Annotated in this window: 28 protein-coding genes; 17 read left to right on the top strand and 11 right to left on the bottom strand. The window is 36.5% G+C overall.

Annotation, left to right across the window (positions count from 1 at the left end; translation table 11 throughout):
* Window positions 1–180: 180 nt before the first annotated feature.
* Together KYH19_RS10820 and KYH19_RS10815 are read left to right on the top strand one after the other, a co-directional pair.
* Window positions 181–321: a twin-arginine translocase TatA/TatE family subunit gene (locus KYH19_RS10820; protein WP_121284694.1), complete on the top strand. Its 141-nt coding sequence runs from the start codon at window positions 181–183 to the stop codon at window positions 319–321.
* Between the two features lie 59 nt (window positions 322–380).
* A complete protein-coding gene (locus KYH19_RS10815; protein WP_219078700.1) occupies window positions 381–593 on the top strand; it encodes a hypothetical protein in 213 nt (70 codons plus the stop codon).
* A 560-nt stretch (window positions 594–1,153) separates the two neighbouring features.
* Here KYH19_RS10815 and rpoN read toward each other — a convergent pair.
* Entirely contained in the window at window positions 1,154–2,626 is a 1,473-nt protein-coding gene (gene rpoN / locus KYH19_RS10810) for an RNA polymerase factor sigma-54 (protein ID WP_121284696.1), read from the bottom strand.
* Window positions 2,627–2,794: 168 nt separating this feature from the next.
* Here rpoN and mscL point away from each other — a divergent pair, with 168 nt between their 5' ends.
* Window positions 2,795–3,244, top strand: a complete 450-nt coding sequence (mscL, locus tag KYH19_RS10805) for a large conductance mechanosensitive channel protein MscL (RefSeq protein WP_121284697.1) — start codon at window positions 2,795–2,797, stop codon at window positions 3,242–3,244.
* Window positions 3,245–3,373: 129 nt separating this feature from the next.
* Here the strand turns inward: mscL and KYH19_RS10800 are convergent, their stop codons facing one another.
* A complete protein-coding gene (locus KYH19_RS10800; RefSeq protein WP_219078699.1) occupies window positions 3,374–4,246 on the bottom strand; it encodes a ChaN family lipoprotein in 873 nt (290 codons plus the stop codon).
* Between the two features lie 132 nt (window positions 4,247–4,378).
* On the opposite strand from KYH19_RS10800, the gene KYH19_RS10795 reads away from it, so the two are divergent.
* The 8 genes from KYH19_RS10795 (at window position 4,379) to tsaB (ending at window position 9,782) form a co-directional block, all read left to right on the top strand.
* Window positions 4,379–5,143, top strand: coding sequence for a LiaF domain-containing protein (locus tag KYH19_RS10795; RefSeq protein WP_219078698.1), 765 nt, complete (start codon window positions 4,379–4,381; stop codon window positions 5,141–5,143).
* 22 nt (window positions 5,144–5,165) lie between these two features.
* Window positions 5,166–5,513: a DUF4288 domain-containing protein gene (locus KYH19_RS10790; RefSeq protein WP_193420288.1), complete on the top strand. Its 348-nt coding sequence runs from the start codon at window positions 5,166–5,168 to the stop codon at window positions 5,511–5,513.
* A complete protein-coding gene (locus tag KYH19_RS10785) occupies window positions 5,503–6,564 on the top strand; it encodes a sensor histidine kinase (RefSeq protein ID WP_255562616.1) in 1,062 nt (353 codons plus the stop codon). The genes KYH19_RS10790 and KYH19_RS10785 overlap by 11 nt, the downstream gene beginning before the upstream one ends.
* Window positions 6,542–7,276, top strand: a complete 735-nt coding sequence (locus KYH19_RS10780) for a LytTR family DNA-binding domain-containing protein (RefSeq protein WP_219078697.1) — start codon at window positions 6,542–6,544, stop codon at window positions 7,274–7,276. Before KYH19_RS10785 ends, KYH19_RS10780 begins: the two co-directional genes overlap by 23 nt.
* Before the next feature lie 513 nt (window positions 7,277–7,789).
* A complete protein-coding gene (gene rpmH / locus KYH19_RS10775) occupies window positions 7,790–7,948 on the top strand; it encodes a 50S ribosomal protein L34 (RefSeq protein WP_010601723.1) in 159 nt (52 codons plus the stop codon).
* A 66-nt stretch (window positions 7,949–8,014) separates the two neighbouring features.
* The gene (locus KYH19_RS10770) at window positions 8,015–8,413 is read left to right on the top strand and encodes a ribonuclease P protein component (protein ID WP_132396881.1); all 399 of its coding nucleotides are present in this window, start codon (window positions 8,015–8,017) and stop codon (window positions 8,411–8,413) included.
* Window positions 8,397–8,627: a membrane protein insertion efficiency factor YidD gene (yidD, locus tag KYH19_RS10765; RefSeq protein ID WP_025142648.1), complete on the top strand. Its 231-nt coding sequence runs from the start codon at window positions 8,397–8,399 to the stop codon at window positions 8,625–8,627. The genes KYH19_RS10770 and yidD overlap by 17 nt, the downstream gene beginning before the upstream one ends.
* Window positions 8,628–9,086: 459 nt before the next feature.
* Window positions 9,087–9,782 (top strand): tRNA (adenosine(37)-N6)-threonylcarbamoyltransferase complex dimerization subunit type 1 TsaB, encoded by a 696-nt coding sequence (gene tsaB, locus KYH19_RS10760; RefSeq protein ID WP_219078696.1) that lies wholly within the window; start codon window positions 9,087–9,089, stop codon window positions 9,780–9,782.
* Between the two features lie 5 nt (window positions 9,783–9,787).
* On the opposite strand, the gene KYH19_RS10755 is transcribed toward tsaB, so the two are convergent.
* Window positions 9,788–11,197, bottom strand: a complete 1,410-nt coding sequence (locus KYH19_RS10755) for a DUF5723 family protein (protein WP_219078695.1) — start codon at window positions 11,195–11,197, stop codon at window positions 9,788–9,790.
* A gap of 29 nt (window positions 11,198–11,226) precedes the next feature.
* Complete coding sequence (locus tag KYH19_RS10750) at window positions 11,227–12,795, bottom strand: DUF3352 domain-containing protein (RefSeq protein WP_219078694.1); 1,569 nt, start codon at window positions 12,793–12,795, stop codon at window positions 11,227–11,229.
* Window positions 12,796–12,885: 90 nt separating this feature from the next.
* Between KYH19_RS10750 and KYH19_RS10745 the strand changes: the two genes are divergently transcribed.
* The 3 genes from KYH19_RS10745 (at window position 12,886) to KYH19_RS10735 (ending at window position 16,623) form a co-directional block, all read left to right on the top strand.
* Window positions 12,886–13,272: a DUF423 domain-containing protein gene (locus KYH19_RS10745; RefSeq protein WP_029279875.1), complete on the top strand. Its 387-nt coding sequence runs from the start codon at window positions 12,886–12,888 to the stop codon at window positions 13,270–13,272.
* Window positions 13,272–15,752 carry a primosomal protein N' gene (priA, locus tag KYH19_RS10740; protein WP_219078693.1) on the top strand — a complete coding sequence of 827 codons (2,481 nt, stop codon included), beginning with the start codon at window positions 13,272–13,274 and terminating at the stop codon, window positions 15,750–15,752. The genes KYH19_RS10745 and priA overlap by 1 nt, the downstream gene beginning before the upstream one ends.
* A gap of 214 nt (window positions 15,753–15,966) precedes the next feature.
* Window positions 15,967–16,623, top strand: a complete 657-nt coding sequence (locus KYH19_RS10735; RefSeq protein WP_121284707.1) for a protein-L-isoaspartate(D-aspartate) O-methyltransferase — start codon at window positions 15,967–15,969, stop codon at window positions 16,621–16,623.
* A 65-nt stretch (window positions 16,624–16,688) separates the two neighbouring features.
* Here KYH19_RS10735 and smpB read toward each other — a convergent pair whose 3' ends face one another.
* Window positions 16,689–17,138: an SsrA-binding protein gene (smpB, locus tag KYH19_RS10730; protein ID WP_090496795.1), complete on the bottom strand. Its 450-nt coding sequence runs from the start codon at window positions 17,136–17,138 to the stop codon at window positions 16,689–16,691.
* 763 nt (window positions 17,139–17,901) lie between these two features.
* Between smpB and KYH19_RS10725 the strand changes: the two genes are divergently transcribed.
* The gene (locus KYH19_RS10725) at window positions 17,902–18,381 is read left to right on the top strand and encodes a redoxin domain-containing protein (RefSeq protein WP_219078692.1); all 480 of its coding nucleotides are present in this window, start codon (window positions 17,902–17,904) and stop codon (window positions 18,379–18,381) included.
* Between the two features lie 132 nt (window positions 18,382–18,513).
* Here KYH19_RS10725 and KYH19_RS10720 read toward each other — a convergent pair whose 3' ends face one another.
* Together KYH19_RS10720 and KYH19_RS10715 are read right to left on the bottom strand one after the other, a co-directional pair.
* Window positions 18,514–20,379, bottom strand: a complete 1,866-nt coding sequence (locus tag KYH19_RS10720) for an Nramp family divalent metal transporter (protein ID WP_132396897.1) — start codon at window positions 20,377–20,379, stop codon at window positions 18,514–18,516.
* Complete coding sequence (locus KYH19_RS10715) at window positions 20,366–21,028, bottom strand: metal-dependent transcriptional regulator (protein WP_132396899.1); 663 nt, start codon at window positions 21,026–21,028, stop codon at window positions 20,366–20,368. The genes KYH19_RS10720 and KYH19_RS10715 overlap by 14 nt, the downstream gene beginning before the upstream one ends.
* 127 nt (window positions 21,029–21,155) lie before the next feature.
* Here KYH19_RS10715 and KYH19_RS10710 point away from each other — a divergent pair, with 127 nt between their 5' ends.
* Window positions 21,156–21,626 (top strand): Lrp/AsnC family transcriptional regulator, encoded by a 471-nt coding sequence (locus KYH19_RS10710; protein WP_025142637.1) that lies wholly within the window; start codon window positions 21,156–21,158, stop codon window positions 21,624–21,626.
* Between the two features lie 176 nt (window positions 21,627–21,802).
* Here KYH19_RS10710 and KYH19_RS10705 read toward each other — a convergent pair whose 3' ends face one another.
* From KYH19_RS10705 to KYH19_RS10690, 4 genes are all read right to left on the bottom strand, one after another.
* Window positions 21,803–22,213 (bottom strand): GxxExxY protein, encoded by a 411-nt coding sequence (locus tag KYH19_RS10705; RefSeq protein WP_255562615.1) that lies wholly within the window; start codon window positions 22,211–22,213, stop codon window positions 21,803–21,805.
* A gap of 60 nt (window positions 22,214–22,273) precedes the next feature.
* Window positions 22,274–22,921 carry an alpha/beta fold hydrolase gene (locus KYH19_RS10700; RefSeq protein ID WP_219078690.1) on the bottom strand — a complete coding sequence of 216 codons (648 nt, stop codon included), beginning with the start codon at window positions 22,919–22,921 and terminating at the stop codon, window positions 22,274–22,276.
* On the bottom strand, window positions 22,921–23,601 hold the full coding sequence (ung, locus tag KYH19_RS10695) for a uracil-DNA glycosylase (RefSeq protein WP_219078689.1): 681 nt from the start codon (window positions 23,599–23,601) through the stop codon (window positions 22,921–22,923). Before ung ends, KYH19_RS10700 begins: the two co-directional genes overlap by 1 nt.
* A 221-nt stretch (window positions 23,602–23,822) precedes the next feature.
* Window positions 23,823–24,341 (bottom strand): thioredoxin family protein, encoded by a 519-nt coding sequence (locus KYH19_RS10690; protein WP_219078688.1) that lies wholly within the window; start codon window positions 24,339–24,341, stop codon window positions 23,823–23,825.
* 113 nt (window positions 24,342–24,454) lie between these two features.
* Between KYH19_RS10690 and KYH19_RS10685 the strand changes: the two genes are divergently transcribed.
* Entirely contained in the window at window positions 24,455–24,994 is a 540-nt protein-coding gene (locus KYH19_RS10685) for a DUF2892 domain-containing protein (RefSeq protein ID WP_121284716.1), read from the top strand.
* Window positions 24,995–25,112 lie beyond the last annotated feature (118 nt).

Genomic DNA, 25,112 nt, shown 5'->3' with positions numbered 1-25,112 from the left:
AGCATTATGTTTGCCACGGAAGCACGAAAAACACGGAAAAACTTTAATCTCCTCCGTGATTTCTGTGCTTCTGTGGCTAATTAATTTTTACACATGTTTTAAAAGCAATTTCCCTGATAAACCAATAATCAAACAATCCGGTTCAAAAGAAATCACGTATATTGGGAAAAATATAACGATATGTCTGCAGTAGAAATTATTTTAATCGGCGTGGTTATCCTGCTTATTTTTGGTGGTAAGAAACTACCTGAATTAATGAGGGGGATAGGGAAGAGTGTAAAAGAATTTAAGGATGCCAAAAATGAGCCGCCAGTTAAATAATTCTTATTAGTGAAACATTCCCTCACGGGCGCTGTTTTATTTAAAATAAATACCAAAGAATGGAAAATCAAAAACAAGACCTGGCCAAATCAAAATCAGATTTTACCAAAGAAAATGCTGAAAATCCTGAAAAAGGACTTGACAATTGGAACGATCGTTTAGATGAGAATCTGGAGCCTGAAGCGCATAGTCATTATGAGGCAGATGAAAAGGCCAAAGATTTTTCAGAGAAATATGGTAGCGGCGACCAGTCCGACCAGGGAAATAACTGAATTTTTATCATATAGCCAATTAATAAGTTGGCTTTGGTTTCATATCTTATCCAAATTAAATAAAGGTGATATTTATTAATATCAATCAGTTGATGATTTAACAGGGAACCATATTAAAGTGGAGTTGTCATCTTTTATTGGATTCTATTGATTGTGATTTATCAATCTAAATAAGTCTTCGACTACGCTCAGACTGACAATCGCAGTGTTTAACTTAATGACATTAGAGTAATGCTGCAAACGAGGACTATATTATAGTAACGCTATAACAGGAGCTAAATAGCTAAGCCATTATTCAATTTCAAAGGTGAAAATGCACAGGCCTATGCTCATAAACCCGATCCGATAGCTATCGGATGTAATGGAAAGCCCATAAGCGAGGAACGAGTGTGGACTTGGAATGGAAAGCGGGACTGAAGCTGCCACGCACAAAGAACTGCTCATTTCCCAATCACAAAATACACCACTTATATTTCGAGCGCAGCACTATCATTTGGCAATTTGAAATTCTATACTTTAGATAGTAACTGTAAACTAATAACTGAAAACTGCCAACTGAACTAAAGTTCTTTCCTCAGCCTTGCTACCGGAATATTCATTTGTTCACGATATTTCGCAACCGTTCTTCTGGCAATGTTGTAACCTCTTTCTTTTAAAATTTCGGTTAGTTTTTCATCTGCCAAAGGTTTGCGCTTATCTTCATTGCCAATGCAATCTTCTAAAATCTTTTTTACTTCTTTATTAGAAACTTCTTCACCGTTTTCAGTCTGTATAGCTTCTGAGAAGAAAGATTTTAACAGGAATGTGCCAAATTCGGTTTGTACATATTTAGAGTTGGCCACCCTGGATACGGTTGAGATATCCATATCGATTTTATCTGCAATATCTTTTAAGATCATCGGGCGCATTTTACGCTCATCAGCCGTTAAAAAATATTCGTATTGATAGTGCATAATGGCATTCATCGTTTTTAACAAAGTTTGTTGTCTTTGTTTAATCGCATCTATAAACCATCGGGCGGAATCTAATTTTTGTTTAACAAACTGAACAGCCTCTTTTAGCTTTTTATCTTTAGATGCAGCCTTGTCGTAATGCTCAAACATTTCCTGGTAAGATCTGCTTACCTTTAATTCTGGAGCATTTTTCGAATTTAAAGTCAAAATTAATATGCCATCGTTATTGCTGATGTGGAAATCAGGAATAATCTGCATTTGTTTAGTCGTAACCTGATTGGCATCACCTGGTTTCGGATTTAAACGTAAAATTTCATTTACCACCTCTTTAAGCTCTTCGCTATCCAAGCCTAAACTTTTTTCTAATTTATCGTAGTGTTTGCGTGTAAATTCATCCAGATAGTTTTCTACAACATTCATTGCTTTAACTATAATGGGATTGTTCGGATCTTTTCTTTTTAACTGGATCAGTAAACATTCTTTCAGGTCTCTTGCGCCAATGCCCGGAGGATCGAAGCTTTGGATCAGTTTTAACATTTCCAATACATCCTCTTCCTCAACAATAACATTCTGAGAAAAAGCAAGGTCATCGATCATGGAGCCCAACGGACGGCGTAAATAACCATCATCATCTAAACTGCCAATAATCTGTTTGCCGATAATAAAATCCTGATCGGATAGGGGAATAAGGTCTAATTGCTCTTGTAAACTTTCAAAAAATGTACTTTCTATAGCTATTGGCGTTTCTTTTTTCTCCTCATCGTCGTCGCCATTATTGTAGTTGGTGCTGTAATCGTTGGTCGAATCATCCTGTAGATAGTCATCTACATTAAACTCATCCATGCTGGTATCTTCTGATGGTTGTTCGTAATCTTCAGGTCCATCATTTAAATCATCATATTCACTCTTTGGCTCATCCTGAGTCATTAAGCTTGGATCTTCAAGCGCTGGGTTTTCTTCGAGTTCTTCTTTTACACGGGTATCTAAAGCAACGGTTGGTACCTGCAACAATTTAATAAACTGTATTTGTTGTGGTGATAACTTTTGTAATAATTTTTGTTGTAGGTGTTGTTTTAGCATATTAAATAGAAAAGAATAGGGCAAAAATAAACAATAGATTTCAGATATTATGCTGATTTGATCTAAATGCTATCGATATGTTTGGTTTTAAAATTAATTTGCTAAACATTTGTATTGAGTTTAATGTTTGCTACTTTAGTAAATAAATAAAACTAAACGAAAATAAGTATGGGGTTCGTAAAAGAATTTAAAGAGTTTGCCATTAAGGGGAATGCTTTCGATTTAGCAGTCGGAGTTATTATTGGTGGAGCTTTCGGTAAGATAGTGACCAGTGTAATTGAAGACTTGATAATGCCTGTAGTTGCTGCTATGGTGGGTAAACCAGATTTCAGCAGCATTTACTTTGCAATGGGTAAAGGATCAGAACTTATTCCTGAAGGCGCATCGTTGGCAGATGCCAAAAAAGCTGCTCCGGATGCCGCTATATTTGCCTATGGTAATTTTATTACGGTTGCGATCAACTTCATACTATTGGCATTAATTGTTTTTATTATGGTTAAGGCAATTAACAGAATGAAAAAGAAAGAAGAAGCCGTAGCAATTGCCGCACCACCTGTGCCTACAAAAGAAGAAGTGCTTTTAACTGAAATCAGAGATTTACTAAAAGCAAAAGCATAAAATGTAAAAGCTCCGCAGACCTGTCCCGGTTGCGGAGCTATTTGTTTTTAAGAACTTATTTTTAGGTACTTTCGTCGGGGTGAGGACTAAAGTGATAAATATCTGCTGAACATCTTTAACTGATTCAGGTTAATAACTCCTTTTTACCGTTGGATCTGTTATTATAATATAATCACCAAGATTTTTAAATTTCTCCCAATTGGGGTTGATAAAACTTTCATCAGAAAAGGACGAAATACTCAGGATTTTTAATTTTGGATTTAATTGTTGGAGTTTTGCAAGAGTCCCTAGTTTTTCATCGCTATGGAAACGCCCGTTAAGTTGAAAAACCTTTATGCCCCTGTTCGCCTTAATAAATTTATTGATAGACCAGGCCATGGTCGCATCCCATAAATTTTGGGTCTGATAAATTTTCATGGAACCCATACTGTGTCCACCCAAAGTTTCTGTAAATTTTTCATAATATCTACCCTGAGCCGTATCAATAGGTAAGGGAGGTAAAAAATTGAATGATGTTTTTGGGAAATTTTCTAAAACCTTAAGTCCGCCTTGTGTAACAGCATTGCTGTAACGCGTTGCCGCATTTGCCGCAATAACTTTTAACCCGTTCTGTTTGGCATACTCAATTAAAGGTCTGTAATCTTTGTAATTTCCCCAGGCCCTGCTTTCTTTAATAAAATTTTTTTCTGATATTAATCCTGCCAGGTATTCGTCTAACTCAGGTTGTACATCAGTATGGAACATTTCTAAAGATAGCGCCGTTTTTAATGGATATTTTGAATGGAGTTTTCTGAAAAGCAGCGCTTCAAGGTAGTGCCCTACAGAATCGTTATGATCTTCGCCAAAGAATAATACATCTGCCTGCTCCATATCAGCAACAATATCATCTATCGATATCAATTTTTGTTTTTTTACATCGTAGATTTTATAGTCGATACTCATTTCCTGTGCCTTTAAGCAGGTAGAAGTAACAAGAACAAACATTAATAGGAGAAATTTCATACCATCAAAATAACAAAATAATTTTCACCGATAAAATAAGGGCACTTACCGCTTTTTACGGAGTTCTTGCGTGTTGTCTATATTATGATCAGGTGCTTATCAATATTTTTGAATTATTAAATACGAGCACAAATGGAAAATATTAATAATAACGATAATAGCCAACTTAAAAACTCAGGAAGGGTTTGGAGCGGTTTCATCATAGTCATCATCGGATTTGCATTTCTATTGAACAATATGGGATTAGCGATTCCGAGGTGGATATTCAGCTGGTCTAATTTTTTAATTTTACTTGGTGTATTTCTCGGCGTTCGTCGTAACTTTAAAGGAATAGCCTGGCTAATTTTGATTTTAATCGGCGCTTACAATACCTTATGTAGTATACCTGGATTAGATCTCGACCTATCTAAATACGCTTTAGGTATTGGTTTAGTGATAGTAGGCGGTTTTTTAATCTTCAGACCAAAGGATACTTTTGGTTTTAAGAAAAAACGTAAAGATAAAAACAAAGCCGATTTTGATTTTGACACGGCTAGCGATCATAAGACCGCAAATAATAATGATGTTATTGATGTAATGGCCGTTTTTGGTGGTAGCCATCAAACGGTTTACACCAAAAACTTTCAGGGCGGCGATATTACGGCCGTTTTTGGCGGTGCCGATATTGTAATGACCCAGGCTGATTTTTCTGAAACAGTATCACTCGATGTAACGGCAGTTTTTGGAGGAATTAAATTAATTGTACCCCAAAACTGGGCAATAAAATCGAACGTAACGGCATTATTTGGGAGCGTTGAAGATAAAAGATCACATGTAATGCCAGTAGCCGAGTTGAAAAAAACATTAATCTTAGATGGGACGGCTTTATTTGGCGGGATTGAAATTAAAAGTTTCTAAACATTTATTATAAACATCGCCTATGAAATGGTTTGCAGTAAATTGTATTTATCAGGTAATTTGTGGTGAAGGAAAGCATACGCCCCAATTTAATGAACAAACGCGTTTAATCCAGGCAGAAGGTATAAAGCAAGTCTTAAGCAAAGCTAATTTGAATGCCATACACTTTAATCCCTCTTTTAATAATTGCCAGGGTGATAAAGTAACATGGAAGTTTTTAGGTGTAGGTGGAATATCGGAAGTTGCAGAACTTACCGATGGTGTAGAAGTAAGTTCCAGGATTGTTGAGCCTAAATCAGTTACACAATACCTGGAAAAGCTGGCGCACCGTAATAAATCATTAACTAATCAAAATCATTTTGACAACTAGACCTTTATCCGTTCCGCAAATACAGAAAGTATCGCTTACCATTGCAATCGTGTGGACGGTATTGTGTGGTGCCGGATTACATTATGTAGTTAATTTTTCCTGGTGGATAGCGATAACCGATAGCTTAACCAATAACTTTTTGCTGGCCTTGGCTTGTATAGGGTTAAGCAATATGCTGGGTTATTATCAGCCAAAAAATGAACGGATTCTCTATGTACTGATTATTACGCTGGCCCTCACATTTGTAATTATTTATGCTGCTAAATACAGCGTTCTTTATATTTTTGTCGATTATAAAGAATACAAAGATTTTTACAATTTCTCTTTTGCCTTTAGAGGCTTAATTTCCTTTATGTGTTTAGCCTGGTGTGCTTTAGCTAATATTTTATGGTATAGGCTGGAAGAACAATCAGAAACACACGAAAGACTATCGGCAGCTAAAAGTTTAGCTAAAGAGGCTGAGCTAAATAAGTTAAGACACCAATTACAGCCGCATTTTCTTTTTAATAGTTTAAATTCGGTATTTGCACTTACCATGGTTAATCCAAAAGAGGCGGGAGTAATGATTACAAAATTGGCTTCTTTTTTACGTGGTACCCTAAAACGCGATGATGAGTTATGGGTTTCTGTGGAAGAAGAAATGGAGTATATTCAACTGTATCTCGATATCGAAAAAGTGAGGTTTAGCCATAGGTTAAACATTGAAGTTAACGTTGCTGAAGATACTTTAAATCTTTGTCTGCCCGGTACATTATTGCAACCCATCGTAGAAAATGCCATTAAATTCGGACTGTATAACACATCTGCAGGCATTACCATCAAAGTTGATGTCACTGTAGAGTACAATATTTTACAGTTGCGTGTACAAAATCCTTTCGATCCGGAGATGAAAGCTGCCGGAGGTACAGGATTTGGTTTAAGTGCCATTAAACGCAGGTTATATCTGTTATTTGCAAATACCCATTTATTACAAACCGATATTGAGGCAAATAATTTATATATTACCACCCTAAAAATTCCACAGAAAAATGATCAGAACAATACTAATTGACGATGAGCCTTTAGCGAGAGATATTGTAAAATATTACCTTTCAGATCATGCAGAAATAGAGATTGTAGCAGAATGTGTGGATGGGTTTGAAGGATTAAAAGCCATTACCTTACATAAGCCTGATTTAATTTTTCTCGATATACAGATGCCTAAAATCAGTGGTTTCGAAATGCTCGAACTGGTGGAAGACAAACCTGCGGTAATTTTTACCACAGCTTTTGATGAATATGCCATTAAAGCTTTTGAAGTTAATGCAGTAGATTATTTGCTTAAGCCAATTGATAAGTCGCGCTTCGATGCTGCTATTAAAAAGTTACCGGGAAAATTAAATCAAACAGAAAATACAGAGGCTGTTTTGGATGCTGCAGCTTTAAGTCCGGCTCAAAACAATAGAGTAGTGGTTAAAAAAGATGGCGTAATTAAGATTATTCCTGTTGCCGATATCAACTATTTAGAAGCTGATGATGATTATGTGAAATTAAGTACCGTTGATGGTGCCTTCTATAAGAACAAAACAATGGCTTATTTCGAACAAACGCTAGATGTGGGCCAGTTTATTCGCATACACCGATCGTATATCATTAATCTGGCTCAGGTAACTAAAATAGAGCTTAAAGAGAAAGATAGTTATGTGGTTTTGTTAAAGTCTGATATTTGGTTGCCTGTGAGTAAAACAGGTTATGTAAAATTGAAGGCCGCGCTGGGCTTGTAAAAAGTAATGTTTATAACTGGTGTCACCCTGTCCCGAAACTTCGGGATCAGGATCTTCATTGCCAGAAAGATGTTAGCTCACTATGTAGTCATTAGTTTTTTTTGCAAAGCAATTGAGTGCTAAAATTATTGTTAGCCCTGCTTTCCGTTACAATCTTTTTACCCTTCGACTGCGCTCAGGCTGACAAAAAGGGTTTCCACTCCAATCAGGTTTATTTTACGGCTGTCGTTGCTGTTATTGATGCTTGATCCTTTCTAGCGTTCTATATCAGGATGACAATGCATCGAAATGGATTATGGGTGGAAAAAATATTTATATTTTCGTTCCGTGGGAACGTTTGGTGAAACAATAAAACATACAAGCACATATTTTAAATGCCCACAAGGCATCTTTTTCAAAAGAATTATTACATTTGCATTTAAATAGAAAAAATAATAATTAATCACTCTTGCATTTGTAGAGAAATCGCTTTATATTTGCACCTCTTAATTTTACAATAGATAATATACAGTCATGAAAAGAACATACCAACCTTCGCAAAGAAAGAGAAGAAACAAACACGGCTTCCGCGAAAGAATGGCAACAGCTAACGGCAGACGAGTATTAGCATCACGTCGTGCTAAAGGAAGAAAAAGATTAACAGTTTCTGACGAACGCAAGCATAAAGCATAATTTTTGATTGCTTTTCCGTTAATTCGGAATCGGCAGATCAAAGTCTGCAATTATCAATCAAAATATATGTACACATTCAAGAAAGAAGAACGGTTATGCAGCAGGAAACATTTAGACCTGCTGTTTAAAAACGGTTCTTCTTTTTTATTATATCCCTTCCGGATTTCTTATCTTTTTGTTGATATACCAGCGAATGTACAAGCGCAGGTGGTGATCAATGTTCCTAAAAAAAGATATAAACGGGCAGTAGATCGCAATCTGCTCAAGCGCCGCATACGCGAAGCTTATCGCCTAAATAAACAAGATAAATTTTACATGTCATTACCTGCAGATCGGGGATTGCTTTTGTTTTCAATCCAGTTTGTAGGAAAGGATAAGTACGAATTTGCTTTCATCGAGAAAAAACTGATCGCTACCTTTAAGCGTTTCCAAAATTTAATCCAGCCCAATGAAATTCATCAATAAAATTTTTGGATGGTTTTTTTTAGGGTTGATCAAAATTTATCAATACGCCATTTCACCTATGCTAGGCGCAAACTGCCGCTTTACACCAACCTGCTCACAATATGGCATAGAGGCCATTAAAAAACATGGCCCGTTTAAAGGTGGCTGGCTGGCGCTGAAACGTATAGGCCGTTGTCATCCCTGGGGTAAACATGGGCACGACCCGGTTCCATAGCGAGGTTTAATCGTTCATTAGTCATTAGTTGATTTGTTGCCACAGCTGACTGGTTATTGATTCATTAGCCATTTGATTATTGATTAAGGTGGCCGTCATTTCGATCCGATAGCGATCAGATGTAAGGCAGCGGAACGGAGAAATCTATTTCGTTTGGTTCAATTATTCTTCGACTCCGCTATTAAAGACAGAATTCAATAGAATGGTCGTCATCTCGACTGTAGCGCAGCGAAATGGAGAGATCTATCTAGGCAGATTTTGCTTCGCAGAGCCTTCGGGTTCTCAACTGCGTTGTACTCCGCTCGAAATGACGGTACCTAGAAGGATTTTTATACAAAAATTATTTTTCAGTATGACACGACACAAAGGGTATTTAACTTCGGACTAAAGACTTCGGACTAGCCACGCCCATCTTCCATAATCCCTCTTACATCTTCCATTTTTACTTATCTTTGCCCCATGGCTAAAATACTTCAAATAGAAACCGCTACGGCAATTTGTTCTGTGGCATTATCTGTTAACGGGAAAACAATTTCTTTTAAAGAAGAGCACGGACAAAACCTGCACGCAGCAAATTTAACCCTGTTTATTGATGAAGTAGTTAAAACTGCAGGACTAAGCTATCAGGAACTTGATGCCATCGCCGTAAGTAAAGGTCCTGGATCTTATACCGGATTGAGAATTGGTGTTTCTACTGCTAAAGGACTTTGTTATGCCTTAGATAAACCCCTGATCGCAATTGAAACGTTAGAAATGATGGCTGCCGGTTACTTAGCGGAGAACCCGGATTATTCTGGTTTAATTTGTCCGATGATCGATGCCCGTAGAATGGAAGTGTATACCTCAATTTTCGACCTATCGTTAAACATAATTTTACCAACTGAAGCTAAAATTATTGATGAAACAAGTTTTACAGATGATCTCGCAAAGGAAACGCTTACTTTTATAGGTGATGGAGCAGCCAAGTGTGCAGAAGTTTTAACACATCAAAATGCAAAATTCGATGAAGCTAACTTTAATTCTGCAACATATATGTCGGGTTTAGCTAATAAAGCTTTCAGCAACAGTAAATTTGAAGATGTAGCCTATTTCGAACCCTTTTACCTGAAAGATTTTGTCGTTACCCAATCTAAAAAACAACAAGTACAAGGTTAAGGTATTTACTTTCTTTTAAATACCGAAAACAAACTTTTAAAGAAACTTTCTCTTTCATTACCATTTATGACCGGTATTATATCGGCAAATTGAGGATGGTTAACTACACTGCCGAATTTAATGCCTACACCCATGTAAAAAGAAGCACCATTGGGGCCGCTGCCTACAGTAGCATCTTTTTTAAGTAGTCCATAAGTTTGGAAACTGGTAGCCACCAAATTATCGGTACCCATAAACAACTCGAAATTTGGAGTCTGGTATTTCCCTTGCAGGCCAACCATAAAAACACCATTTAAATTATATAATGGGGTAATGCTTCCTGAAAGATCGTTAAAAATAAAGGTGTTTACAAAAGCGATGTCCCCGCCTTTGTAAAGCAGGTTTTTCGAAACAGCCAATGCGGGTTTGTAAAAATCATAACGTTTAGATAGATAAACATCCAGTTTAGCATTGGTTGGGGCCAAAAACTTTTTGGGTTGCCCTGAATGGAGGAAAATGTCTTTTATTTGCTGATTGATATTCGACTGGTTGTTTACTATATTCGGAATACCGTCCGGTTGATCTATAGTAGTACGTTGGGTATTACTGCGCCACCAGATAAATCCTAAATCTTTAATGTTAGCCATTAAAAACAAACCCTTTTCCGTGGTATAATTTGTTCCAAAACCTAATGATAAACCAGGGTTTTTAAAATTTGGGAAAAAGTTTTTCTGGTCTACCTCCTTAAAGTCAGCGAAGTTAGCTGAATAGGTTCCTTTAAAGCTAATTAACGGATCATTTGATCCGGATGTGATATATAAATTAGATTCAGAAACATCTAATTTGTTATAAAGTATTCCGCTCAATATACTTGCTTTTAAACCAAATGCCAGCCTTTTATTCCAGTTTTCCCGATAGGTAAAGCTAAATTGGTGGTAGCTTTGTTCATAACCCTTGGTATCCAATATTCCGGAATACAGTTGGTCGGTATTAAATCTTTCGAATGAATTAAAAATAACCAAAGTTTCATTAGTGTAATCTATATTGGCATCAGACCTGATCTGCCACGAAAAACCCATTTCTTTTTGATCTTTATAAGACATGAAAAGCCTGAAGGCTGCTACATAGATATTGCTGTTCTCAAAAAAATGATTCACTTCTCCGGTGCCAATCGGTAAACTTCTGGTATCAAAAACACCTTCTTGTGTTAATTTTCTTATAGCCAGCTTAGAGCTTCCCTTATTAATGGCATTCGTTCCAAGATAAGGTAAGAAGAAATTGGAAGAAAATCTTCGTGATGAATCCAGGGTGAAAGATTTCTGCGATGGATTTTCGAATGCATCAAACATGGTTTTCGTGCCAAAAAGCGCATATTGTTGTGCATTTGCAACACTGAAGCTGGTTATTGCCAGTAACGCCAGTAAAAGTTTCTTCATGTAAAATAGTTTCTAGGGATGGTTCATTATTAACGGTTACTTAATGAATCTGGTGTTTCATTTTGTATGTATTTGTTTAAGAGTAAGTTAGTGATGAACTTGTTTTTATCTGAACTCATTTGGTAGCAAAAAGTATCGAAACTTTTTAAACCACTATCGGCCCGTAGATGTTTGTAGAAATTCAGTTGGATGTTGTGTCTGAAAATATCTGCAGAATTTTTAGTATTGATGTAATAGCTGATGTTTGAAGTGGTAGAAATCTGGTTCATTGCATCTAAATATTGTGGCGTTTGAATTAAAAGCCTGTTGTTTTTATAATTATTTAGAAATGATTGCAACGTGCTGGCATTATTGGCTACAACTAAGTTATTATCTACAATGGTATAATATGGCCTGCCAAATTTTTTTAATGGTTCGCCAAAATAACTGTATAAGATATCAGTCGATTTAAAGAGCTTAATGTCTTCGTTATAATCTGCACTTACATCAAGCAATAACTGTTTTACTTTTTCGCCATTTGATAACGAAATTGCGCCTAGTTTTTCGCTGGTGCTTAACTGAAAAAGAATAAACTGATTTTTGGTGTAAGTAGTAAAAATCAAATTTAAATCTGTTCTGTAATCATCCTTTACTTTTTTTATTGCGGCATTGGTTTTTAAAAGTATTTTCGTCTGTTCCTGCCAGCTATTCAGTTTTTTGAGCCATTTACCATAATTATCATAAGCATAAAGTACATAATTTGCAGTATTATCAGGCAGGATATTTTGGATAGATGTATTTTGGGCCGCGGTGTTTTCGAATAATTTAAGATAATTATGCTGATCTTTTAATTCGGTACTCCCGTTGAAAAGAATTTTCTCTTTACTGAAATTGTAATTGAGTACAGCGAAACTGTTCTGTTGGTTAAAAATTGAAATCTCGCCATTAATGTTGCCAGCAATAATATTTTTGATCAATAAGGGAGCCTGGTTAAAATTAATATAAACATGGCTGAGTACATTTTTAATTTGACGGTTATTCTCCTTAATGTATTCGGTAAAGGGATTTTCTGTTAAACGTACATTGGCATCATTGATCAGTTTGAGCGATGTTGATGCAGTTAATACCTGGTTATGAATGCCTAAATAAACCGATAAGCTGTCATTGAGCTTCACCGTGTACAGATCCTTAGCATTTTCGCTGATCGCTTTTTTAAATTTTAACTGTTCGTAGAATTTTTTGATGTCATTATCACGTTGTATCTGCAAGGTGATTAAGAAGTTTAGCGTTTTATTCGAGTCGGGCAGCACACTAATATAAACTTGCTGATCTTTCAGGTATCTGTTTAGCAGATTATCGTCGATAATGCTTGTTTTTAGCTGTTTTAAAAGGTTCATTTTATCCTTCCCTAAAACCTGTTGGATAAGCTGTTGCCCTTCAATGATATCGTAAAAACCTTTATCGTTTTGAAAGGAAAACACCAAAGCGGCATTATTGGTTGCCGATTGCAGCGCCAGGTCTTTCGCATCATTATCAATTCCCAATTTCGAAAAATAAAGGTAGGCCATAAAGGCTACACCTAAAAATAATGCACTTGTTAGAATTACGATTTTTTTCATCTGCTGTGCAACAAATTTAATTTATTACATTGATTAGTGAGAAGTTCTTTGTCAATTTATTAATTTAGCGATTGCTACTAGCAATTAACTATGAATAAACGAATAATCCTTACTGCTTCTTTTTTTGGTGCTGTTGCTGTTTTACTGGGCGCATTCGGTGCCCATGGCTTAAAGGCCTTAATTGATGGGCCATCATTAGAAATCTGGCAAAAAGGTGTTGATTATCAGTTCTATCATACATTTGCACTATTGTACCTTTCTACCTTCGCCCGTTATCGGAACAAACTCATTAATATTGCTTATTTCTGCTTCACATTTGGAATCATCCTTTTTTCAGGATCGTTATATTTATTGGCTACCCGAAGCATATCGCATTTAGGATTTACTGAATTTATTGGACCAATTACACCAATTGGCGGGCTTTTATTTGTATTGGGATGGATAATGCTCTTTTTTGCGGCATTTAAAGATAAATAATGAATACTTTCGAAAACGATATTTTTTCAGAAAGAGAAACACTTTTTGTGGAAGTTATTTTGCCATTATCTTTGGCGAAAAACTATACTTATCGGGTACCTTTTGATTTAAACGACCAGATTGCTGTTGGAAAACGGGTGGTGGTGCAATTTGGAAAGCATAAAATTTATACGGCCTTAATTAGCGGAATCAGCACGGTACCACCAGTGGCTTATGAGGCGAAATATATTATTGATGTTGTAGATGCCGAGCCTGTAATTACACCCATGCAGCTTAAATTCTGGACATGGATGACCAATTATTATATGTGCAATGAAGGTGATGTAATGGCGGCTGCGTTACCTGCAAGTTTAAAATTGGCAAGCGAAACCATATTGATTCTTCGTGAAGATTACAATGAAGATACTGCGCTTACCGATAAGGAAGAAATCATCATCAATGCACTGAAACAGCAACAGAAACTTACAGTTAATGATGTTTCCAAGCTACTGGGGCAGAAAACGGTGTATCCCATCATCAACCATTTACTTGATAAAGAATTGATTCTGGTTGCCGAGGAGGTAGTGCAGAAATATAAACCTTTGCTTAAATCGTTCATCATTTTAAATGATTTTTATAGCGATGAAGAAAATCTGAAACAGCTTTTTAATGTTTTGGATAAGGCACCTAAACAATTAGACGCTTTGCTGGCTTACCTGAAATTACAAAAATCAAATCTTCCGATCGCTAAAGAACAGCTTTTGGAAGAAAGTAATTGTGGACCAGCGGCATTAAAGGCTTTAACCGACAAAGATATTTTTGTGGTAATGAAAAGGCCGGTTAGTCGCCTGGCCGCTCACGATGAAGAGTTTAGTGTTAATTTTGAACTGAACGAAGGTCAGCAGAAAGCATTAGGTCAGATTAACCAGCACTTTGAAGAGAAAGAGGTGGTTTTGCTGCATGGTGTCACTGCATCAGGAAAAACACAGGTTTATATTAAACTGATCGAAAAAATTATTCAAAATACAGATGGACAAGTATTGTTCCTGCTTCCCGAAATTGCCTTAACCACACAGATTGTAGAGCGGATTAAACGTTATTTTGGCAATTCGATAGGAGTATACCATTCTAAATTCAACAATAGTGAAAGGGTAGAAATCTGGAATAAGGTAAGAACAGGTGCCTATAAAGTAATCTTAGGCGCACGTTCAGCTGTTTTTCTTCCCTTTCAGGATTTAAAACTGATTGTGGTTGATGAAGAGCATGAACCCTCATATAAACAATATGATCCGGCACCACGTTATCAGGCCAGGGATGCAGCCATTTACTTAGGATACCTGCACCAGGCAAAAGTGATTTTAGGTTCGGCTACTCCATCTTTAGAAAGTTATTACAATGCCTTACAGGGCAAATACGGACTTGTAGAGATGAAAGAACGTTTTGGTGGTGTTCAATTGCCAAACCAACAGGTAGTAAGTATCTCTGAAGAAACCAAGAAAAAAACGATGAGTTCGTATTTTTCGAGCGTGTTGATCAAAGATATCGACCTGGCACTTTCTAAAAAAGAGCAGATTGTATTGTTTCAGAACAGGAGGGGCTATGCCACCATTTTAATCTGTGCAACCTGTGGTTATACCCCAAAATGTGTAAACTGCGATGTAAGTTTAACCTATCATAAAAGCAGTGGGAAATTACATTGTCACTACTGTGGTTATCAGCAGAGCAGTGTTAATATCTGTCCGGCTTGTGGTTCAGTACATGTAGAGCAAAAAGGTTTTGGTACCGAGCGGATTGAAGAAGAACTCAGATTACTTTATCCAGAGGTTACTATTGCCCGGTTGGATATGGACAGTACGCGGACAAAAAATGGGCTTCAGCAGATTTTAAATGACTTTCAAGAGAAGAAAACCGATATTTTAATTGGCACACAGATGGTGGCCAAAGGACTTGATTTCGACAACCTGAACCTTATAGGGGTAATTAATGCCGATACTCTTTTAGGTTATCCCGATTTCCGCGCTTACGAAAGGAGCTTCCAGCTGTTGGCACAGGTTGCGGGTAGGGCAGGTAGAAGAGCCGATCAGGGTAATGTTTGTATCCAGACTTACGACGCAGAAAACCGGATTATCAAACAAGTGGTAAACAATGATTACGAAGGGATGTACAACGACGAAATCGTTGAACGCGAGAAATTCTTGTATCCACCTTTTTCCAGAATGATATTCTTGTATGTAAAACATAAAGATTCTCATATACTAGATCACGCGGCATTCACTCTGGCTAACATCCTCAAAGGAAAATTTGGTAAACGTGTTTTAGGTCCCGAGCAACCGTTGGTAAGCCGTGTACGGAATCTTTATATCAAACAGATCATTATTAAAGCTGATAAGCATACGGCCATTCAAAAGGTTAAAGATGCATTGAGGGAGACCCTGACCCAATTTAATGCCACCAAAGAATTTAAAGGTGTTTTTACACAGATAGATGTAGATCCATACTAGAAATGAGTGAATTATTGATTGAATGAATTTTGAATGATTGGATGGGTTTGTTCATTCTAACATTCTCTCAATCTCCCATTCAAAATTCATTCATTCAATCATTCTTTAATGTGGATAATGTATCTTTCTCTAATTCAGGTAATCATTCACTAATTAAATCATTCTCTCATTTTACCCCTTGTATCACCGTTAAAAAAAGCTAATTTTGAAGCTCATGGCGTATAAATTTGTTGATAATTACCGGGAACGTGGAGCGAGAAAAAAACTGGTCGAGTTGTTAAAATCTCGCGGAATTGAAGATGAAAATGTGTTAAAAGCCATAGGTAAAGTTCCACGGCACTTCTTTTTTGATGAAACTTTTTGGAATCAATCTTACAAAGATATTGCTTTTCCGATAGGGGATGGGCAAACCATCTCTCAACCTTATACGGTTGCTTACCAAAGTGAATTGCTGCACATTAAAAAAGGAGATAAAGTACTTGAGATTGGAACGGGATCGGGCTATCAAACCTGTATTTTAATGGAGTTGGGTGCTACCGTTTTTACGATAGAAAGACAAGAGAATATTTACAACAGAACGATTCAGATTTTACCTGGAATGGGTTACAGACCTACTTTTTATTGTGGTGATGGCTCAAAAGGAATTGCTGCGCACGCACCATACGACAAAATAATTGTTACTGCTGGCGCTCCCCTGGTTCCGGAGATCTTATTAAAACAGCTAAAAATTGGTGGCATTCTGGTTATCCCGGTAGGAGATGAGAAAACGCAGAAAATGGTTACTGTTATCCGAGTAAGCGAAACCGACTACGAAAAAATTGTGTTAGATACCTTTAGGTTTGTACCCTTAGTTGGCGACCAGGCGTGGTAGTCTTTTAGTCCAAAGTCCTCAGTCTTAAGTCAATTTGGACTCAGAACTAAAGACTGAAGACTAAACTACCGTTTCATCGCTCTATCCAACTCCCGCTTGGTATCTCTATCTTTAATGCTATCGCGTTTATCGAATTCTTTTTTACCCTGAGCCAGGGCAATCTCCATTTTAGCGAAACCTCTTTCATTGATGAAAATGCGTAAAGGAACAATGGTATAACCTTTTTCTTCGCCTTTAAGCTTTAATTTTCTGATTTCTTTTTTCTGTAACAGTAATGCACGGTCGCGTTTTATATCGTGGTGATAAAAAGAACTGTGGCTATATTCAGAAATATGAAGGTTGCGCACGAAAAGATTGCCACCAATAAACATGCAAAATGCATCCGTCATATTGGCTTTACCTTGTCTGATCGCTTTTATTTCAGTTCCTAAAAGGGCAATACCGGCTACGTATTTATCTAAGAGATTGTAGTCGAAATATGCTCTTTTATTTTTTATGTTGATGTCGTTTTTCAAAATTTTAATAAAGTATGTTGTTGTAATATATACAATTGTATATAAAGTATAATGTTTAGGTCGCAAATGCAGATATAAAATACACCACGTCATGCTGAACTCGTTTCAGCATCTTTGTAACTGTAAAGATCCTGAAATAAATCCGATAGCTATCGGATCAGGATGACGACCGTTTATGCGATTTGCCCTCAACTGGTTGCAAATATCCTAAAAATTGATGTGATAATTTAGTTTTAATTTCAATTGTATGAATTAAAGAAGTCAAGTTTGAATAGCCAAATTGCTTTAAAACTTGACTTCTTTAATATCTGGAAATGTAAGGAAGAAGCATTTTGCAGCCTCAGTTCCGCTTTTTGCTGCAACAAAAGCAGAAAAAGCCTTTGGTTTCCGCGTCAATCGGCTTTATTTAACAGAGGCTTTTGCAAGGAAACAAGCCAATTGGATACTCACAAGCCCTTGTTCCTAAACCCGACAGGAGCGGGCATCCCGATTTAAGCATTGTTGTTGATTATTTTTTGGTATGCTTGCTTGTTTCACAGGTTTCATCGGGGTAAAGCGGATGGCGGGACAACAGTACCCATGAAAAACTGGCTTTCATTTTCTAATTATAATGCTTGGATTGGAGAGAAGTCAAGTTTCTTGGCAATGTGCATATTTAAACTTGACTTCTCTTGGATAAAAAATGTTCATCAGTTTGTAAAAGCTAATGATATATTATTATGTTCGTATTTATTCCGTTAAGTTTGGACATAAAATATCTAAAATGAAATTCAGAAACCTACTTTTAATCTTATTATTAGCCATTACTTTCCAGGTAAAAGCACAGCAGCCAACTTTGTTGCCACAATTTACTTTTTACCGCCTGGATGGAAAAGCCTTTTCTAATACAGATATTAAACAAGGCAAAAAGAACCTTTTTATATTATTCGATTGTACCTGCGCGCATTGCCAGCGTGAAAGCAAAATATTGAATACCAATTATGCTAAGTTTAAGAATGTAAATATTTATATGATTACCATGGATGAAGGTTATATCATTCCACAGTTTTTCGATTCTTATGCCAAAGGTTTAAATTCAAAACCTAACGTGCTGGTACTACAGGATAAAAAACGAATATTTATTCCAACATTTTTACCAAAAAAGTACCCTTCCATGTACTTATATTCACCTGCAGGTAAATTATTAATGTATCAATCAGGCGATGGCGGCATCAACAAGCTGATGACGGTGGTGAATAAATAATAACTATTTTTTTACCACAGATATGCACAGATAAACACAGATTCTCATATATCTGTGTTCATCCTTTTTATCTGTGGTTAGTCGTAATTTAGCTCTGGGTGCGGCGTAAGCTAGGGAGGTAGCTAAATAGACTTACCTGATAATCAGTACGGGAATATTAACCTTATGCCTCACCGAATCTACTGTAGTTCCGAAAATAAGGTCTTTTAAACCTTTATGTCCGTGTGCACCCATTACCAAAAGCTCCATTTCGTTCCGGTTACTAATATCGGCTATGGCTTTACCGGTGTTTCCAAAACCAATGAAGGGTGTAGAATCATATCCAAGGTCTTCGAGATTAGCTCTGTACCTCTCCAGGTTCGCAGCATCGCTCTGCGTTTCATGGTCCATTACTTCCTTACCAAGATAGCGGGCAGCAGCAGTTTCTACAACATGGATCAGGTAATAGTGCGCATCTTTGCCACCTTGAATTAAAGCATGCCTGATCGTGTTTCTGTCGTTTTTAGAGAAGTCTACTGCAATACCAATTTTTGTATAAGTGATCTTGTCTATTTTGCCAATATCCAAAGCATCTCCATGAGGTACAATTTGTTTGGATGCATCTTTTTTCTTTTCCAATAGTGGATGGAAGAAAACATAGAGCAGGAGTAGTACGATTAGGATTAATGCCGGTATTACAATCACATAGATCCACCAGTTATTGGCTTCTTTTGCCCAGCCGCTTATTTCTTCAACAACCAGTTTTACATTGAGCGCAATAATGGCGATAGCGCTTGCCCAGGCCAAAACTTTTACCCAAGGTTTGATTGCGAAATCTTTCATCAGTTTTTTATCTGATGTAAAATGGATTAAAGGGATAATGGCAAAACCCAACTGCAAACTTAAAACCACCTGACTTAACACCAATAAGCCACCAAGGGCATCGTCGCCATAATGCAGAATGGTGAAAAATGCAGGGATAATTGCCAGTAGTCGTGTAATCAAACGCCGTAGCCAGGGTTGGATCCTTAAGTTGATGTGCCCTTCCATAATAATCTGTCCGGCTAAAGTTCCGGTAACGGTAGAGCTTTGCCCGGCTGCTATTAGCGCGATGGCAAATAGAGTTGGCGCTACATTGCCAAAAATATTCGAAAGGAGTTTATGCGCATCCTGAATTTCGGCTACTTCGTGTAAGCCATTTTTATAGAAAGCTGCAGCGGCAAGAATCAATATAGCTGCATTAACAAAAAAGGCCAGGTTTAGTGCTACCGTGGTATCAATGAGGTTAAACTTTAAAGCTTCTTTAATCCCTTTATTGCTCCGTTCTATTTTTCTGGTCTGTACTAAAGAAGAATGAAGGTAAAGATTGTGCGGCATTACCGTTGCGCCAATAATCCCGATGGCAATATAAAGTGCATCACCATTGAGTATAGAGGGTTCAAAACCTTTGACTACTTCTTTAAGTGATGGCTCTACAATAAACATTTCAACCAAAAAGGAAATCCCGACAATAAAAACCATCGAAACAATAAAGCCTTCCATGGCTCTCATGCCTTTATTAAGTAAAAAGAGTAATAAAATGGTATCGAAAATGGTAATTGAAATGCCCCAGATTAATGGCAGGCCAAAAAGTAACTGTAAACCAATGGCCATCCCGATAATTTCTGCCAGATCACAGGCAATAATAGCGGTTTGTGCCAATCCAAATAGTGGAATATTGGCCCAGCGTGGGTAAGCCTGTTTTGAAGCCTGGGCTAAATCCAATCCCCTCACAATGCCCAGGCGGGCACTCAGCGATTGCAAAAGCAATGCAATGAGGTTAGACATCAGTAAAACCCAAATTAATTGGTAACCAAATTTACTGCCACCTGCTAAATCTGTCGCCCAGTTACCCGGATCCATGTAGCCAACACTTATTAAATAAGCCGGGCCTATGAACGCCAGAATTCTTCTCCAGCCTTTTCTTTTATCTGTATTTACGCTTTGATGTACTTCACTTAGGGATTCAGTTTTTGCCATTGCTACTGATTAAAATATGTTTTGCAACTTCTCTACTAATATTAACTTGTTTATCCGATAGCACAATTTCTACTGAGCCATCGAAATCGGTAACATCACTAACCCGGATTTGTTTGCCCAGGGTAAGCCCTAATTTTTCTAAATGTTTTAAAAAAGGAGAACTGTGCTGACTCACGCCGGTAATGGTACCCGAATCTCCTACTTTTAATTCAATCAGTTTAATAAACTGGGTTTTGGCAAATCGTCCGTTTTTATCCGGAATGGGGTCGCCATGAGGGTCTGCTTTCGGAAAACCTAAAAACTCATCTAATCTTTCAATTAACTCAATCGATTTAATATGTTCCAACTCTTCGGCAACATCATGTACCTCATCCCATTTAAAGTTTAATTTGTCTACCAAAAAAACTTCCCATAATCTATGTTTACGAACAATATCTATCGCTGTATTTTTCCCTGTTTCGGTTAAGGTAACCCCTTGGTATTTAATATAATCAATCAGGCCCTTATCGGCTAATTTCTTGATCATATCGGTAACCGATGCTGGTTTGGTTTGCATTTGCTCTGCAATAGCATTGGTTTGTACGTTTGTTGTTTTCTCTGCCAGATGATAAATAGTCTTTAGATAGTTCTCTTCGGTATAACTTTGCATTTATGTTTATCTAATTTTATTTTTAGGTAAATCTAAAAATTATTATTTAAAATATATATGATAAATTATGTTAAAATTTAGAATATAATTTGGTTATGTTTGTGTTCTGAAATACCTTTAACACCATATGGCATCTGAATTAGATAAAATAGACTTTAAAATTTTAAGAATTCTTCAAGAGAATGGAAGAATTACCAATTTACTTTTATCACAAGAAATTGGTCTATCACCTGCACCAACTTTAGAGCGTGTACGTAAGCTCGAAATGGCAGGATATATTAAAAGTTATCATGCCCTGGTGGATGAAGAAAAACTGGGTTTAGGTATTAAAACCTTTATTCAGATTCAACTCGATTTTCATAAAAATAATACCATTCAGATCTTTTTGGATGAAGTAAATCAAATTAAAGAAATTACCGAATGTCACCACGTTACCGGTCAGGCGGACTTTTTATTAAAGGTTTATGTGAAAGATATTAAAGCGTATGAACGTTTAATTATGGATAAAATCAGTAAGATTTCTGTAGTGAAAACATTCCAGACGATGATGATCATGTCTACCACAAAGAAGGAACCAATTGTGCCTTTAGAATACTAGCTTCATACTACTGTAGGAATTAAACGAACTAAGGTGTCCTCAGGTGACTAAGGTGGTTATATGTCTTATCACCTGAGTCGAACTTGATAACCTAGGTTGAGTATGCATATTTTTATTGTTTTGTTACCACCTAAGTCACCTAAGATCATCTAAGTTGGGTGTTTATATCTTTATGTTTAATTGTCAATGCCGTACATAAATTCGTTTACGAAACTCTTTTTCCCATTATGAACAATATTGGTTGAATTGAAGTTAATCAACAAGCCTTTAGGTATTTTAAGCAATTTCATATAGGTTAAAATCTGCGCCTCATGAATAGGCAATATACTTTCAACTGCTTTTAACTCTAATACTAAGCAGTTTTCAATAACCAAATCTACTTTAAGTGTTGTATCTAATAAAACATCTTTGTAAGAAAGTATAATTGGATGTTCAGCAGTAAAATTTATATCCTGCAATTGTAATTCCCACTTTAAGCACTTTTGATATACGCTTTCAAGGAGGCCAGGACCGAGAATTTTATTTACTTCAATACAAGCACCTGTAACCTTGTATTCCAACTGGTCGAGAAAAGTTTTGTTCATCATAAAATCCATTAGTTAGTTAATAATGTTTTTTTGGATGATTTGAACAATTCGTTGATCGAATTATAAAAGCAATTTATCAATAATTCCCGAAATTTCCTTCGCATTTTGATAAACCATGAAGTGGGTTCCATTTTCGATCATGAAATCGGGGGTTGCTTTTTTAGAATAGAGGATTTTGTCATTCGTGCCATGGATGTGAAAAATCCTTGCTGGTTTAATCTTATTCTCCCAGCTTAATATGCTTCCAATAGCCCATTTCAAAAAATAGGGATCAGTATCCTTAATAATTTTGCTCAGTAATGTTTTCTCACTGCCAGATCGTGTACCGAAATAATAGTTTTGGGTAAGTTTGTTCGATGATTTTAAAAGACTTGCCGGAATAAAATTCAACAGTCTGAGTTTCCCTGCGAAGCGGTATAATGCTGGCAGCTGAGTACTCAACATGGTGCTGGAAATTATAATCGTTGTTGCAGGTTTTAATACTTTAGCAATTTCCACTGCGATCATCCCTCCAAAAGAAACGCCTACCAAAGCAAAAGGTTGAGATTTGTCGATAACTTTGCTCAACCTTTCTGCATAAGCGGACAGTGATTCATTTTTAACCGGATTGATCCAATCTACATGAATAATATTGATTTTTTCATTCAGCTTAAGCTTAGAAAAAATCCTTTTATCGGCACCTAAACCACTTATAAAATAGGCATTCATTAGGCTGGTAAGTTCCAGTCGATTGGTTTTAAATTATTCTGTACCAGAAGCTGATTTGCTTTCGAAAAATGTTTCGATCCGAAGAAACCATTGTAGGCCGAAAAAGGCGATGGGTGAGCAGCTGTAAGTACATAATGTTTTTTTTGATCTATTAATGATGCCTTTTGCTGAGCGTATTTACCCCACAACAAAAAAACAATATGCTCGCGTTTTTGAGATAAAGCTTTAATTATTTCATCTGTAAAAATTTCCCATCCCTGGTTTTGGTGTGAACCAGCCTCAGAAGCACGGACTGTTAATGTGGCATTGAGCAATAATACACCTTGTTCTGCCCAATGGGTTAAGTTACCATGATTTGGTGTCTTAAAGCCCTCGATATCAGTTTCAAGTTCTTTGTAAATATTTTTTAACGACGGTGGAACTGTTACACCGCGTTGAACGGAAAAAGAAAGGCCGTGTGCCTGGCCAACACCATGATAAGGATCCTGACCCAATATCACCACCTTAACCTGATCAAAAGGAGTGGTGTTTAATGCGTTAAAAATATCTGTGCCCTTTGGATAAACAGTTGCTCCTTTGTTTTTCTCTTCCTGTAAAAAAGACTTTAGGTTTTTCATGTAGTCTTTTTCAAATTCTCCCTCTAAAACGGCTAACCAACCTGGTTCTAATGCTGCAGACATAATATTGATGTAAGATGTATTTAAATGTAAGATGTATGATGTAAAATGGATTTCGGGTAATGTCTTATAATAAATGTTTAGTCTATGGTTTGATAGTTCATAGTTTTATAGATCATGGTCAATGGTCTGGATGGTTAAGTATAAGCCAATAGGTTATCGACTATGAATGACGACTTAGGCAATCAACCATCAAACTATGAACCAAAGACCTCTCAAAAAGTTTAAGACTTCTTCTTGTATATAGCCAATAAATCCCCCTCAAGGCTTGTTTTTGGGCCTTCTGTAATCCTACCCAATTCTTTGCCTTTTTTATCGAAAACAATAAATGTAGGTACCCTGGAAATATCCAGGCCGTCTAAAATGCCATTTTCAGCTTTTTTATTACCGTCAGCGGCTATAATCTCTACGTTTTTCTCTTTAAAATGTAAGGCATCTAAAATTTTAAAAAAGTTAGGAACATTTGCCTTACTGTCGCCACACCAGGTACCTAAAACAATTTTGATCTTTTCATTTTTAACCAGTTTTTTCAATTCGATCATGGTTGCCGCATCTGGTATATATGCCGCATAAAGTGGATCATACATTTCTTTAAACTCAGGAAAAGTGGTAATGCCTTCACGCGTACAAGCATTTATTAATATATCTTTATTGTGGACTTGATCGTGGATTTTTTTATTAACTTCCTGTGCAGAAACGTTCATCGCGATTACAATTAGGGTTATAGATAAGAGGATTTTCATATTGACGGGGCGGTTTTTGTGAGCTTTTAAATTTTTACTGAAATTATTGTTTTAAAATCTAATTTCTGCCATTTAAACACGATATTTGCAAAAAAAACAATTAGAATAAATTTATGCCAAATATTATCAGATTAATTGCGGGGTTTGCTTTACTGGGTGGCGCAGTAGCTTTATTTATTTTCGGTTTCTGGCCATGGGGTATTGTTTCCATTTTATTGGGGATAATTGTACTGGTAACCTATTTCTTTAATGAGAACATGCTTTTAGCACAATGGTTCCTCAGAAAAGATAACATGCCTAAAGCAAAAATGTTTTTAGATCGGATTACCAATTATGAAACGCAGTTGATTAAAGTTCAACATGGTTATTATAATTTATTGATCGGGTTAATCGAAAGCAGAACAGCGCCGATGAAATCAGAAAAATATTTCAAAGCCGCTTTGAGCCTGGGCATGCAGATGGATCATAACATTGCTTTGGCTAAATTGAGTTTGGCTGGTATTGCAATGGCAAAGCGTAACAAACGAGAAGCGACCATGTATCTTGCTGAAGCGAAAAAAGCAGATAAAAATAAATTATTGGCCGATCAGATTAAACAAATGAAAGATCAGATGGGTATGATGGACAAACAACAACAAGTACGCTACAGATAGTATTGATCACATCTTATATAGAGCCATTTCAAAATTGAGATGGCTTTTTTGTTGCAACTCAGTTTTGTTTATTGAAAATTGCAGCATATAAATTACTATTTTTATGGATACCTAACTT

It is taken from the genome of Pedobacter sp. D749 (genome assembly GCF_019317285.1).
Taxonomy (GTDB): Bacteria; Bacteroidota; Bacteroidia; order Sphingobacteriales; family Sphingobacteriaceae; genus Pedobacter.
The sequence above is the reverse complement of the archived record's forward strand: the minus strand, read 5'-3'. Positions and strand labels throughout refer to the sequence as shown.